General features: G+C 27.7%; 12 protein-coding genes. 7 read left to right on the top strand and 5 right to left on the bottom strand.

What is annotated here, in order from left to right; all coding sequences use genetic code 11:
- Positions 1 to 43: 43 nt before the first annotated feature.
- Both R3342_RS09495 and R3342_RS09490 read right to left on the bottom strand, forming a co-directional pair.
- On the bottom strand, positions 44 to 1,942 hold the full coding sequence (locus tag R3342_RS09495) for an amidophosphoribosyltransferase (RefSeq protein ID WP_318939799.1): 1,899 nt from the start codon (positions 1,940 to 1,942) through the stop codon (positions 44 to 46).
- Positions 1,943 to 2,002: 60 nt separating this feature from the next.
- Complete coding sequence (locus R3342_RS09490; RefSeq protein ID WP_318939798.1) at positions 2,003 to 2,929, bottom strand: PfkB family carbohydrate kinase; 927 nt, start codon at positions 2,927 to 2,929, stop codon at positions 2,003 to 2,005.
- A 100-nt stretch (positions 2,930 to 3,029) separates the two neighbouring features.
- Here R3342_RS09490 and R3342_RS09485 point away from each other — a divergent pair, with 100 nt between their 5' ends.
- From R3342_RS09485 to R3342_RS09465, 5 genes are all read left to right on the top strand, one after another.
- On the top strand, positions 3,030 to 3,452 hold the full coding sequence (locus tag R3342_RS09485; RefSeq protein ID WP_318939797.1) for a SufE family protein: 423 nt from the start codon (positions 3,030 to 3,032) through the stop codon (positions 3,450 to 3,452).
- 51 nt (positions 3,453 to 3,503) lie between these two features.
- Positions 3,504 to 3,824, top strand: a complete 321-nt coding sequence (locus R3342_RS09480) for a DUF59 domain-containing protein (protein WP_318939796.1) — start codon at positions 3,504 to 3,506, stop codon at positions 3,822 to 3,824.
- Positions 3,825 to 3,836: 12 nt separating this feature from the next.
- Entirely contained in the window at positions 3,837 to 4,346 is a 510-nt protein-coding gene (locus R3342_RS09475) for a DUF2480 family protein (RefSeq protein WP_318939795.1), read from the top strand.
- A 66-nt stretch (positions 4,347 to 4,412) separates the two neighbouring features.
- A complete protein-coding gene (locus R3342_RS09470) occupies positions 4,413 to 5,282 on the top strand; it encodes a DUF3078 domain-containing protein (protein WP_318939794.1) in 870 nt (289 codons plus the stop codon).
- Positions 5,283 to 5,381: 99 nt separating this feature from the next.
- A complete protein-coding gene (locus R3342_RS09465; protein ID WP_318939793.1) occupies positions 5,382 to 6,482 on the top strand; it encodes a hemolysin family protein in 1,101 nt (366 codons plus the stop codon).
- Here R3342_RS09465 and hflX read toward each other — a convergent pair.
- Positions 6,479 to 7,693, bottom strand: coding sequence for a GTPase HflX (hflX, locus tag R3342_RS09460; protein ID WP_318939792.1), 1,215 nt, complete (start codon positions 7,691 to 7,693; stop codon positions 6,479 to 6,481). The genes R3342_RS09465 and hflX overlap by 4 nt on opposite strands.
- Before the next feature lie 31 nt (positions 7,694 to 7,724).
- Positions 7,725 to 9,770 (bottom strand): tetratricopeptide repeat protein, encoded by a 2,046-nt coding sequence (locus R3342_RS09455; protein ID WP_318939791.1) that lies wholly within the window; start codon positions 9,768 to 9,770, stop codon positions 7,725 to 7,727.
- Positions 9,771 to 9,903: 133 nt separating this feature from the next.
- Between R3342_RS09455 and R3342_RS09450 the strand changes: the two genes are divergently transcribed.
- Positions 9,904 to 10,875 (top strand): endonuclease, encoded by a 972-nt coding sequence (locus R3342_RS09450; RefSeq protein WP_318939790.1) that lies wholly within the window; start codon positions 9,904 to 9,906, stop codon positions 10,873 to 10,875.
- A 52-nt stretch (positions 10,876 to 10,927) separates the two neighbouring features.
- Here the strand turns inward: R3342_RS09450 and R3342_RS09445 are convergent, their stop codons facing one another.
- Positions 10,928 to 11,260, bottom strand: coding sequence for a hypothetical protein (locus tag R3342_RS09445; protein WP_318939789.1), 333 nt, complete (start codon positions 11,258 to 11,260; stop codon positions 10,928 to 10,930).
- 377 nt (positions 11,261 to 11,637) lie between these two features.
- On the opposite strand from R3342_RS09445, the gene R3342_RS09440 reads away from it, so the two are divergent.
- Positions 11,638 to 13,542 (top strand): S9 family peptidase, encoded by a 1,905-nt coding sequence (locus R3342_RS09440; protein ID WP_318939788.1) that lies wholly within the window; start codon positions 11,638 to 11,640, stop codon positions 13,540 to 13,542.
- Positions 13,543 to 13,546: the final 4 nt, after the last annotated feature.

The raw sequence follows: 13,546 nt of genomic DNA, 5'->3' as shown, positions 1-13,546 counted from the left end.
AACCCGCAAAATTGCGGGTTTTTTTATTATTAAATTTGTCTAATTAATAGGCTCTTTTATTATTCCCTTCGTAAAAATTAATAAAAGCATCATTTACCACTCTATTACCTCCTGGCGTTGGATAATCTCCTGTAAAATACCAATCTCCTAAATGATCTGGAATTGCTTTATGTAAATTTTCAACTGTTTGATAAACTATTTCTACTTCTGCATTTATAGTTGAAGTTTTTAGCATTTCTGCAATTTTATCCGATATTTGCTCATTACTAAATGGTTCGTAAACTTTAGTTACTGCATTTTTAATTTCGTTATCTTCTAATAATTGCTGTTGTTTACAATCTTTGTAAACTTCGTCAAGAATATGATTTTGATTGGTTTGTTTCAATAATTCTAAAGCTGCTCTAAACGCAATAAAATCACCTAATTTTGCCATATCAATTCCATAACAATCTGGATATCGAATTTGCGGAGCTGAAGAAACTACTACTATTTTTTTTGGATGTAACCTATCTAAAATTTTGATAATACTTTTCTTTAAAGTTGTCCCTCTAACAATACTATCGTCAATTATCACCAAATTATCTGTTGATTTAACAATACCATAAGTTACATCATATACATGCCCAACTAAATCGTCTCTACTATTATCATCTGCAATAAAGGTTCTCAATTTTGCATCTTTAATTGCCAGCTTTTCAAACCGAGGGCTTTCTGCCAAAATTTCGGTTACTTTTTCGGCAGATAAACTGCGCTTGCCATTTAAAATAATGTCTGTTTTTTGAACACTCAAATAATCTATAGCTGCTTCACGCATACCATAATAGGAAGTTTCAGCTGTATTTGGTATGTATGAAAATACCGTATTTTTAATATCGTTATCAATTTTTTTAAGAATTTGTGGAAACACAAATTTCCCTAAATTTTTTCGTTCTTGATAAATATCTGCATCACTACCTCTTGAAAAATAAATACGTTCAAATGAACAAGATTTTTTTGGTAAAGTTTCTTTTATTTTATTAGTTGAAATTGTTCCATTTTTTTTAATTAATAAAGCGTTTCCTGGCTTTATTTCTTTAATTTTTTTAATAGGAACATTAAAAACTGTTTGAATTACTGGTCGTTCTGAAGCCACAACTACTACTTCATCATCACTATAATAAAATGCTGGTCTAATTCCCGCTGGATCTCTTAATACAAATGCATCGCCGTGTCCTAATAATCCAGCCATTGCATAACCTCCGTCCCAGTTTTTAGCGGATTTTTTAAGAATTTTTTTTAAATTTAATCGTTCTTCAATTATAGGAGAAGCTTCTTTTTTAGAATATCCTTCTTTTTTTAATTGTTGGTATAATTTTGCAGTTTCATCATCAATAAAATGGCCTATTTTTTCCATAACAGTAACCGTATCCGTCATTTCTTTTGGATGCTGACCTATTTCAACTAAATCATTAAATAATCTTTTTGAATTGGTCATATTAAAATTACCTGCAACAATTAAACTTTTATGCATCCAGTTACTTTGGCGCAAAAACGGGTGCACGCTTTCGATACTATTACTTCCAAAAGTTCCGTACCTTACATGACCTAAATATAAATTACCTATATATGGAGCATTTTCTAATTGCCACTCCAAATCCTCTTTTTTATCTGGAAATACAGCATTTAAGTCATTTAATCGTTTATTGATTTTTGCAAAAACATCTTGAATTGGCTGATTTGCATTAGATCTAACACGACTTATATAACGTGTTCCAGGCTGAACATTAAATTTAATGCTTGCTAAACCTGCGCCATCTTGACCTCGATTGTGTTGTTTTTCCATTAATAAGTACATTTTATTTAATCCATAAAATGCCGAGCCATACTTATCTTTGTAAAATTGCAACGGTTTTAATAATCTAACCATTGCTATACCACATTCATGTTTAATTGCGTCGCTCATATTTTAATAATTAGTAGTAAAATTATATAAAAAATTCCGCACAAAGGCGGAATATATTTTTTAACTTAATTCAATATCAAATTGTGTTAATAATTTAAATTGTAATAATCGCTTTTGAATTTCATCGTGAGTTAATGTTTCCATACGCTCTGTCCCAAATTTTTCTACACAAAATGATGCTAAATTTGAACCTGCTATTACTGCTCGTTTCATATTTTCAAAAGAAATATCTCCAGTTCTAGAAATATGTCCAATAAATCCTCCTGCAAAGGTATCTCCTGCTCCTGTTGGATCAAAAACATCTTCTAAAGGTAAAGCTGGAGCAAAAAACACATTTCCATCATTAAATAATAATGCGCCATGCTCTCCTTTTTTAATAACCACAAATTTTGGTCCCATTTCATGAATTTTTTGAGCAGCTTTAACTAATGAATATTCTCCCGAAAGTTGACGAGCTTCCTCATCATTTATAGTAATTACATCAATTTTTGCAATTACTTCCATTAATTCATCCCAAGTATTATCCATCCAAAAATTCATAGTATCCAATACTACTAACTTTGGACGATTAGGAATTTGTTTAATTACTTCCATTTGTACAGAAGGATGAAGATTACCCAACATTAAAAAATCTGTATCTTTAAAATTTTCTGGTACAACTGGATTAAAATCTGCTAACACATTTAAATCTGTTGCAAGTGTATCTCTTGAATTTAAATCATTTTTATATTTACCACTCCAAAAAAATGTTTTTCCATTTTCTATAATCTCAACACCATCTGTATTAATTTTTCTTTCATTTAATTTGGATAAATATGCTTTCGGAAAATCGCCTCCTACAACAGATACAATACCTGATTCTGCCCCAAATTGTGAAGCTGAAAGAGAAATATAGGTTGCTGCTCCTCCTAAAATTTTATCGGTTTTACCAAACGGAGTTTCAATAGCATCAAAAGCAACCGTGCCAACAATTAATAATTTACTCATAATTTTTACTAAATATCTACTTCTTTAAAAAATATATAATATCGCTTATATTTTTTTTAAAGAGTAGATGTGATTATTTTTGCAAAAATAAGTTTAAAAAATGACTATCAAAGAAATACAAGAAGAAATTATAGATGAGTTTTCAATGTTTGAAGATTGGATGGAACGTTATGAGTATATTATAGAAATTGGCAAATCCATTCCGTTAATTGATGAAGCAGAAAAAAAAGACGAAAATTTAATAACAGGTTGCCAGTCAAAAGTTTGGTTACATTCTAAAATAGAAGGAGATACATTGACTTTTTCTGCAGATAGCGATGCTATTTTAACTAAAGGAATTGTTGCCTTATTATTACGCGTTTTCAACCACCAAACTCCAAAAGAAATTTTAGAAGCAGATACTAATTTTATTGATAAAATTGGTTTAAAAGAGCACCTATCTCCCACACGTGCCAACGGTTTGGTTTCTATGATAAAGCAAATAAAATTATACGCATTGGCATTTCAATCAAAATTAAGCTAATAATTGTATATTTGCACTTATTTAGAATGAATATAAAGAAAGATTTTTGAAATGAATAGTGATCGCGTTCAAGATTTGGGAGATAAAATAGTAGAAGTTTTAAAATCTATTTACGACCCAGAAATACCTGTAGATATTTTTGAATTAGGCTTAATTTACGATGTATTTGTAAGCGAAAATAATGATGTTAAAATATTAATGACTTTAACTTCACCTAATTGCCCTGTTGCAGAAACTTTACCAGTTGAAGTGGAAGAAAAAGTAAAAGTAATTGAGGAAGTGAAAAATTGTGAAGTAGAAATTACTTTTGACCCTATTTGGACTCAAGATATGATGAGTGAAGAAGCAAAATTAGAACTTGGTTTTCTATAATTTTTAAGCTAAATGGCTGATGATATAATAAATAGAGTTGCAAATAGTAGTTTAAAAACTATTGATTTAGAAGATTTTTATCCTTTGGAAAAACGCACAGTTATTGATATTAAACCATGGTTATTTAACGAATTTATTTTAAAGGAAAAAGATTTCAGAAATTCTTTAAAAAACCATAACTGGGTACAGTATAAAAATCAATACATTGCTTTAACCTGCTCTACTAATGCTATTATTCCTTCTTGGGCTTATATGCTTATTGCCACTTATTTGACTCCTTTTGCAAAAAAAACAATTGTTGGTAATTTACAAGAACTAGAAAATGCTATTTTTCAAGATATTTTAAATAATTTCGATTATAAAGCTTATCAAAATTTACCTGTAATTATAAAAGGATGTGCAAACAAACCCATCCCTGAAACAGCTTATATACAACTTATTAAAAATCTGCAACCTATTGCAAAATCTATAATGTTTGGCGAAGCATGTTCTTCGGTTCCTCTTTTTAAAGCTGCTAAATAAAAAGTAACTTTTTAAACATTAATTAATCTAATATTTATATTTTCGCAAACTTTAAATTAAAAAAATATGAAAAAATTAATTCTAACAGCACTTATATTAACTAGCGCAATTACATTTGCTCAAGAACAAAAAGAAAGTCCAAAAGAAGGTTGGACAACAAAAGGGAACATTACATTTTTATTTAATCAATCGGCATTTTCTAACTGGGTTACTGGAGGTGAAAATAATATTGCAGGAAATTTAGGCGTTAATTATGATTTTAATTATGCTAAAGGAAATTTAACTTGGGATAATAAAATTATTGCCTCTTATGGTTTAACTAAAAGTAAAAACAGCGCTTTTGAAAAGAAAACCGATGATCGTTTTCAATTTAACTCTTTAGTTGGTAAAAAAGCAAAAGGATATTGGTTTTATTCAGCTTTTTTAAATTTTCAAACGCAGTTTAGTAAAGGTTACATTTATGGAACCGATACAAACGGAACTGAAATTAGAACAGAATATACTAGCTTTTTATCTCCAGCAAATTTATCTTTTGGTCCTGGAATGTTGTGGAAAAAAAGCAATAATTTAAAATTTAATTTAGCTCCTGCAACAGTTAAATTAGTATTAGTTGACAAAGCATTTACTTTACCTAATAATGCTTATTTTGGAGTTGATGAAGGAAAAAGTTCTAGAACTGAATTTGGGTTTAATGCCTCTGGATATGCTAAATTCAATTTAATGGAAAATGTTTCTATGGAAAATATTTTAAATTTATATAGTAACTATTTAGAAGATCCACAAAATGTAGATATAAATTATACCATGAATATTGTAATGAGTATTAATAAATATTTATCTACCAATTTAACTTTTCAAACCGTTTATGATGATAATGCTTTTCAAGGATTTCAAGTTAGAGAAGTTTTTGGCTTAGGAATAAACTACGGATTCTAAAATTTATATAACATCCTTAAAAAAAGACGCTTAAAGCGTCTTTTTTTATTTCAAAATTGAGAATTATTTAGTTATTTTAGCAACTAAACATTCTCACAAATGTCATTACTTTTATTTTTTGCTGCCATATCCATTTTTTTTTCCTTTCTATGTTCAATTCTTGAAGCAGTGCTTTTAAGTATTACACCTACTTTTGTAAATATAAAAAAACAAGAAGGTAAAAAGTTTGCTTATACATTAGAAGCGTTAAAAAAAGATGTTGATAAACCATTAATTGCAATTTTAACTTTAAATACTATAGCGCATACCGTTGGAGCTATTTTGGTTGGTGTTGAGGCGGATAAATTACCTTATGAAGTAAATATTTTAGGCGTAAATATGGTGGGAATTATTTCTGCTATTATGACTTTTTTAATATTAGTTGTTTCAGAAATTATACCAAAAACAATTGGAGCAACTTATTGGAAAAAGCTAGCTAATTTTACCTCAAAGGCTTTGGTAGTTTTAATTTTTCCATTAAAGTGGACTGGAATTTTATGGTTGCTTCAACTTACCACAAAACTTATTGGAGGAAAAGGAATTCATGGATCTATATTAAGCAGAGAAGATTTTCATGCAATGACAGACATTGCACATAAAGAAGGTGTTTTTGAAGAAAGTGAAAGTGCAATTATAAAAAATTTACTTACGTTTAAAGAAGTGTTAGCAAAAGATATTATGACGCCTCGAACTGTAATGATTATAGCTTCCGAAAACGATAGTATTCAATCTTTTTTTGAAAAACATCCTAAGTTACGTTTTTCTAGAATTCCAATTTATAATAAAAATGCTGATAATATTACAGGTTTTGTTTTAAAGGGAGAAGTTTTAGAAGAAATTATTAATGGTAATGGAGAAGAAAAACTTTTAAAATTAAAAAGAGAAATTTTGGTTACAAACCGTAATTTACCAATTCCTAATTTATTTGAAAGGTTTATTTCTGAGCGAGAACATATTGCTTTGGTAGTAGATGAATATGGATCTACAAGTGGTTTAGTAACTATGGAAGATGTTATTGAAACTTTATTAGGATTAGAAATTATGGACGAAAGTGATGCTATAGCCGATTTACAATATTTAGCCCGCAAAAATTGGGAAAAAAGAGCAAAAAAAATAGGACTTATTTATGAAAAGAAAACTGATACAGAAGAAAATAATTAATTTTCTTCTGTATATTCTTCATATAAAAAATCGTTATACGGAAAACGTGTGATGTGTATTTTTTTTACTTCTTCAAAAACTTTTTTTCTAAATTCATCTAAATTTTCTTTGTTCAAAGCTGAAATGAATAAGCAATTATTTTCATCTAATTTATTCATCCAAGTTTTTTTCCAATCCTCTAAAGTAAAATGTTCTTTAGTTTTTTCGGTTACCAAATCATCTTCATCAATAGTTTGATGTTTATATGCATCAATTTTATTAAAAACCATTATGGTTGGTTTGTTTTTGCTTTTAATTTCATCTAAAATTTTATTTACTGAAGCAATATGATCTTCAAAATTTGGATGAGATATATCAACTACATGTAGTAATAAATCAGCTTCTCTAACCTCATCTAAAGTAGATTTAAAAGATTCTACTAATTGCGTTGGTAATTTTCTGATAAAACCTACTGTGTCCGTCAACAAAAAAGGAATGTTTTTTATAACTACTTTTCTAACAGTAGTATCTAAAGTTGCAAATAATTTATTTTCGGCAAAAACATCACTTTTACTTACCACATTCATTAAAGTTGATTTTCCAACATTGGTGTAACCAACTAAAGCAACACGAACCATTTTACCTCGGTTTTTACGTTGCACCGCCATTTGTTTATCAATAACTTTTAATTTCTTTTTAAGCAATGTGATTTTTTCTCGGATAATTCGTCGGTCGGTTTCAATTTCAGTTTCCCCAGGTCCTCTTAATCCAATACCTCCTTTTTGACGTTCTAAATGTGTCCATAATCTAGTTAATCGTGGTAATAAATATTGGCATTGCGCTAATTCAACTTGAGTACGAGCATAACTTGTTTGTGCCCTGCTTGCAAAAATGTCTAAAATTAAATTTGTTCTGTCTAAAACTTTACAGTTTAATACTTTTTCAATATTTCGTAATTGACTTGCCGAAAGTTCATCATCAAAAATAGCAGTTTCTATATGATGTTCATCCATATAGGTTTTTACCTCCTCTAGTTTTCCCGCTCCAATAAATGTTTTTGGATTTGGAAATTCTAATTTTTGAGTAAATCGTTTTACCGCAATCCCACCAGCTGTAAGTGTTAAAAACTCTAACTCATCTAAATATTCTTTAGATTGTTCTTCATTTTGGTTTTGGGTAATAATACCTATTAAAACCGTTTCTTCAGAGTTTACTTTTTTTGGTTCTATCATACTACAAAAGTACAAATAAGTTTACTGGTTTTTAAGCTATATTTTTATATGGAATTGAAAAGTAAAAGGTGGTTCCTTTATTTGGTTCGGAAGTTAGCCAAATTTTGCCTTCTAAAAGGGTTACTAAACCTTTACAAATACTTAGTCCCAATCCATTTCCTTCTTTAAAATATTTTTCACCAATTTGAGAAAATCGTTTAAATATTATAGCAATTTTTTCTTTAGGTATACCAATTCCTGTATCTTTTACATAAAATTGAAGATACGGTTGATTTGGATCTTTCTGAATAGTATAACCTACTTCTATAAAACCATTATCGGTAAATTTTATGGCATTATTTATTAAGTTATTAATAATTTGTACTAATCTATCTTCATCTGTATTTGTAAAAATTTCTGTTAAAGGTTCTGGTAAATTAAGCTTTAATATAATATTTTTCTTTTTTAAATTAGGATTAGTTTCTTTTTGAATTTTTACAACCTCTTTTAATGTAGAATTAATATCCACTTTGCTATATATTAATTTTACTTGATTAGATTCTAACTTTGAAATATCAACAATATCATTAATAGTTCTTAAAAGACGATACCCTGAAACAATGATTACATCAGCAAATTTTAATCTCTTTTCTATTTCAAGATTTGGGTCTTTTAAAAATTCTGAAAAACCTATTATGGAATTCATTGGAGTTCTAATTTCATGACTCATATTCATTAAAAAGGATGATTTTAATCTTTCGCTTTCTTCTGCTCGTTCTTTTTCAATAGCCAATAAATTATATGCTTTTTTTCTTTTATTTATTTGTTTATTTAAAATAATTACTAAGGAAATAAAAAACAAGCTGAAAACTGAAAGAACATAAATTAAAGTCCTTTGGTTTTTTACTTTAATTTCTCCTATTTTTTTGTTTTCAGTTAATAAATTAATCTTTTTTTCTTGGTTTTCAACCTTACTTAAAACATCTAATTTTGTTAATAATTCTACATTTTTTTTACTATAAACACTATCGGTATATTGTTTGTATATTATTTGATTTTTATACGCTTTTTTAAAATTTCCTAGATTTGCATAAGCTTCGCTTAAATATTTATGCGCGTCAAACTCAACATTAACCCATGCTTCTTTTTTGGAATATTCAAGGCTTTTATTAGCATTTAAAATAACCTCTTTATATTTTTTCTGTTTTAAATTTAGTTTAGCAATATTTGCATAAATTAATGGGTAAAGTGATTTATATTCTATTTGATCACTTAATTTAAGTGATTTATCTAGATATATTATTGCTTTATTGTACTTTTTTGAGTCTGTATAACTCTCTCCTATATTAACGTAATTAATAGCTAAACTTTCTTTATCTTTTAACTCTTTACATAATTTTAATGATTTAAAATAATATGTTAATCCTTCTTGTATATTTCCCTGATCTGAAATTGTATTACCTAGGTTAATGTATGAAGAATTAAGTCCTTCTTTATCTTTTAATAAAATATAAATGTCATAAGCTTTTTTATAAAAATCATACGCTTTAGTGTATTTTTTTTGTTCGTAATAAATATTTCCAAAACCAGTATAAACATCTGCAATTCCTAAGCTGTCATTTAATTTTTTATAAATTTTTATTGATTTTTTATAATATTTAACAGAATTTTCTAAAGAGTTTATATAGGCAAAGCTATATCCAATATAATTATAACACTTTGCTATTCCATATTGATCATTAATTGATTTATAAATATCAATAGCTTTTAAATAATATTCTAGAGATTCTTTATATCGTTCTTTATCATCTAAATAATAACCAATATTAAGTAAACTACGTGCTTCAAACTTTTTGTTTTTTATTTTTTTGGATAAGCTTAGTGCTTGCTTATAATATACATAAGAAGTATCCGGACGCGTATAGTAATAATAATCACCTGCTTTATTTAATAGTTTTATTTTTAGCGTATCGCTTTTTGAATTTTTTAATTTAATTAATAAACTATCTTTATAACTTTGGCTATAAGTACCATTTATAAAAAGTAAAAAATAAAATAAATAAATAAATTTAATTGTTTGGGGTTTGGGGTTACTCATATAAAAAAATTAAATTTTCGGGTAAATTTAACTTTTTTATTAAAACTACTAAAACCAATTATAAGATAATAATCAGCTAATTTTAAAACGCTTACTTTAGCTTTTTTTATTCTTTAAACTATATTTAACTTATATGTTTTCGTATTTTAAATCCTCAGGAAAAAACAAACAAGCTTATACAGTAGCTTTTTACAATCTAGAAAATTTATTTGACACTAAAAATAACCCAAATACATTTGATGATGACTTTACACCAAAAGGAGTAAAAAATTGGAATTATAAACGATATAAACGAAAAATTAAAAAATTAGGAAATGTTATTTCTAAACTAGGCGTTGAAAAATCCTATTTTTCTCCTGCAATTGTTGGTGTTGCTGAAGTAGAAAACAATACTGTTTTAAATGATTTGGTAAATTCTAAAAAATTAAAAAAAGAACAATATGGATATATTCATTATGAATCTCCTGATGAAAGAGGAATTGATGTTGCATTATTGTATAAGAAAGAATTGTTTGAGTTGATTAATTCAGAAACATTTCCTTTGTATTTAGAAGATGAAAATGGAGGCATAGATTACACACGAGATATTTTATTGGTAAAAGGAAAGCTTAATGGTGAGCTAATTTTTACAATTATAAATCACTGGCCTTCAAGAAGAAGCGGTGAAAACAATGGCGAAAGTAAGCGAATTCAAGCTGCAAATTTAGCAACAACTATTGTTAAAAAAATAAAAGCTGAATACGAAAATCCAAAAATTATTATTATGGGAGATTTTAATGATGACCCCAATAATAAAAGTGTAAAGAACCACTTGGTAAATGCAAGTTTTTACAATCCTATGGAAAGTATTTTAGATAAAGGAAACGGAACATTAAAGCACCGAGGTAAATGGCACTTATTTGACCAAATAATATTCTCTAAAAATTTTATTGAAATTGAAGAAGAAAAACATTCTTTTAAATATGCTGAAGTGTTTGATAATTATTTTTTAAAAGAATGGCATGGAAAATATAAAGGAGTTCCGTTTAGAACTTATATAGGTAAACGCTACCAAGGTGGTTTTAGCGATCATTTCCCTGTTTATGTTTACTTAAAAAAGAATTAAAAAAGCTCAAGAATATTCTTGAGCTTTTTTTAATTACTATTTAGAAATATAATCAACCAGTTCTAATTTTTAATGGCATTTTATATATTTTATTGTGCTCTCCTGGGTTTTCAAATTTTTTATAATTCAAATTTTTACGGATATAGTTTACAACATCTTTATGTTTACAACCAGCACATAAAACAACTAGTTCACCTTCTGTACTAAATGTGAAAGTAAGTACAACATTAATTTCCTTTTCAATAGTGAAATCAGGGGTTTTCAATAATTTAACTATTTGGTTTCTAAGTTCTTTATTCACTTCTATAGGTTCATTTTCATTAGAAGCAAATAAGCTTGCTGAGCTTATCATTAAAGCTAAAGCCAATAAAATTAATTTTTTCATAATACTAAGTTTTAATTAAACATTTATTTGTTATCTCAAATTTATTAGTAAAACTTACACAACCTTTTAATTTTAAGCCGCTTAACAAATGTTTAACCGTAAAAATAGAATTGTAGTTAATTAAAAAAAATTAAATCTTAGCTTTATTAAATTTAACATATTGTAAATCAATAATTTAAATTTTTAAAAGCATGTGTTTTGTTTAAGTTTAAACTATTTTTATTAACTTAAATTATGTTAAAACATGTTTTTTAGCTACTTATCTTCCAAGTATTTGTAACAAATATTGCATCTGATTTATGTTAATTTTAAGAAAAAAACTAAAACTAAAAAAGTAAATTTGTAAGCAATTATTTCAAACCAATAAATTAAAAATTATGCAAAAAATTATAAGTAGTATTTTATTTTCATTACTATTTTTGAGCGCTTTTGCTCAAGATGTAATGACACCTGAAACTTTAATTCAATTAAATAGAGTTGGAGGAATAGGACTAACTAAAGATGGTAGCAATGTAATTTATCGAGTTTCAAAATATAATATTGAAACTAATAAAACCAAACGAACTTACTATCAAATTCCTGTAGATGGAGGTCAATCTCAAGAAATTTCAGATTATAAATCTTTAGTAGCTAACAAAGCTATTTCACCTGATGGAAATTTTAAAATTACCACTTCAGATGTAAAATTAGAAAAAATTACTGGACAAGATTACTATCCTAAATTAAAAGGATCTGACGTAAAAATTATTACTTCTTTAAACTATCGCCATTGGGATACTTGGGAAGATGGCGCTTTTAGCCACGTGATGTACACTTCAACTAAAAATAATAGTGAGCCAATTGACATAATGAAGGGAGAACCTTTTGATTGCCCTCAAAAACCTTTTGGTGGTTCTGAGGATTATGTTTGGAGTCCTGATAGCCAACATATTTTATACGTTACTAAAAAATTAAGCGGAACAAAATATGCCGTTAGTACAAATACAGATATTTATGACTATAATTTAGCAACAAAAACTACTTCTAATTTAACCGAAAATAATAAAGGTTACGATACAAATCCTGCTTTTTCAACAAAAGGTCAATTAGCTTGGCTTCAAATGAAAAGAGATGGTTATGAATCTGATAAAAATGATATTGTAGTTAAAATAGATGATAAAACTATAAACTTAACTGCTAATTGGGATGGAACAGTTAGTAGTTTTAAATGGGGAAACAAAGGAAATAAAATATATTTTATTGCACCTATTGCTGGAACTGTACAATTATTTGAACTAAAAGTTCCTACTTCAAGTAAAAAAATAGAATTACCAAAACAAATAACAAACGGGCAATTTGATGTTAGCAGTATAGTTGGGCAAACTAAAAACACCATGGTAGTTAGCCGAAGAGATATGAACCATGCTACCGAATTATATACCGTAAACTTAAAAGATGGTAAAATGTCGCAACTAACCCATGCAAATGACGCCGTTTACAATAGCATAAAACTAAGTAAAGTAGTTAAACGCATGGTTAAAACTACGGATGGTAAAGAAATGTTATCTTGGGTTATTTACCCACCAAATTTTGATGCTTCTAAAAAATATCCAACTTTATTATATTGCCAAGGTGGTCCACAAGCTGAAGTAAGTCAGTTTTATTCTTACAGATGGAATTTTCAATTAATGGCTGCTAACGGATATATTGTTATTGCTCCAAACCGAAGAGGTTTACCTGGTTTTGGTGTAAAATGGAATGAAGAAATTAGTAAAGATTATGGAGGACAAAATATGCAAGATTATTTATCTGCCATTGATGATATTTCTAAAGAATCTTATGTAGACACTTCACGTTTAGGAGCAGTTGGCGCTAGTTATGGTGGTTATTCTATTTACTATTTAGCAGGAATTCACCAAGGAAGATTTAAAACATTTATTGCCCATGATGGAATTTTTGATTGGAGAAGTATGTATGGTACTACCGAAGAATTATTTTTTGTGAATTGGGATTTAGGTGGTGCTTATTGGGATAAAAACAATGCAGCTGCTCAAAAATCTTACCATGACTTTAATCCAGCTGAAAAAGTTGGTAATTGGGACACTCCAATTATGATTATTCAAGGAGGAATTGATTATAGAGTTCCTGTTGGACAAGGATTAGCGGCATTTCAAGCAGCTCAATTAAAAGGAATTAAAAGTAAATTACTGTATTTTCCAAAGGAAAACCATTGGGTTTTAAACAATGAAAATAGCTTAATTTGGGAACGCGAATTTTACAAATGGTTAAAGGAAACTTTGTAAATTA

Origin of the sequence: Lutibacter sp. (genome assembly GCF_033723435.1) — a bacterium.
Taxonomy (GTDB): Bacteria; Bacteroidota; Bacteroidia; order Flavobacteriales; family Flavobacteriaceae; genus Lutibacter.
The sequence above is the reverse complement of the archived record's forward strand: the minus strand, read 5'-3'. Positions and strand labels throughout refer to the sequence as shown.

What these genes read in the sequence shown, in the direction of transcription:
- R3342_RS09465 (WP_318939793.1), top strand. Translation starts at nt 5,382, where the DNA reads ATGTCATTACTTTTATTTTTTGCTGCCATATCCATTTTTTTTTCCTTT.
- R3342_RS09485 (WP_318939797.1), top strand. Translation starts at nt 3,030, where the DNA reads ATGACTATCAAAGAAATACAAGAAGAAATTATAGATGAGTTTTCAATG.
- R3342_RS09495 (WP_318939799.1), bottom strand. Translation starts at nt 1,942, where the DNA reads ATGAGCGACGCAATTAAACATGAATGTGGTATAGCAATGGTTAGATTA.
- R3342_RS09475 (WP_318939795.1), top strand. Translation starts at nt 3,837, where the DNA reads ATGGCTGATGATATAATAAATAGAGTTGCAAATAGTAGTTTAAAAACT.
- R3342_RS09455 (WP_318939791.1), bottom strand. Translation starts at nt 9,770, where the DNA reads ATGAGTAACCCCAAACCCCAAACAATTAAATTTATTTATTTATTTTAT.
- R3342_RS09440 (WP_318939788.1), top strand. Translation starts at nt 11,638, where the DNA reads ATGCAAAAAATTATAAGTAGTATTTTATTTTCATTACTATTTTTGAGC.
- hflX (WP_318939792.1), bottom strand. Translation starts at nt 7,693, where the DNA reads ATGATAGAACCAAAAAAAGTAAACTCTGAAGAAACGGTTTTAATAGGT.
- R3342_RS09445 (WP_318939789.1), bottom strand. Translation starts at nt 11,260, where the DNA reads ATGAAAAAATTAATTTTATTGGCTTTAGCTTTAATGATAAGCTCAGCA.
- R3342_RS09470 (WP_318939794.1), top strand. Translation starts at nt 4,413, where the DNA reads ATGAAAAAATTAATTCTAACAGCACTTATATTAACTAGCGCAATTACA.
- R3342_RS09490 (WP_318939798.1), bottom strand. Translation starts at nt 2,929, where the DNA reads ATGAGTAAATTATTAATTGTTGGCACGGTTGCTTTTGATGCTATTGAA.
- R3342_RS09450 (WP_318939790.1), top strand. Translation starts at nt 9,904, where the DNA reads ATGTTTTCGTATTTTAAATCCTCAGGAAAAAACAAACAAGCTTATACA.
- R3342_RS09480 (WP_318939796.1), top strand. Translation starts at nt 3,504, where the DNA reads ATGAATAGTGATCGCGTTCAAGATTTGGGAGATAAAATAGTAGAAGTT.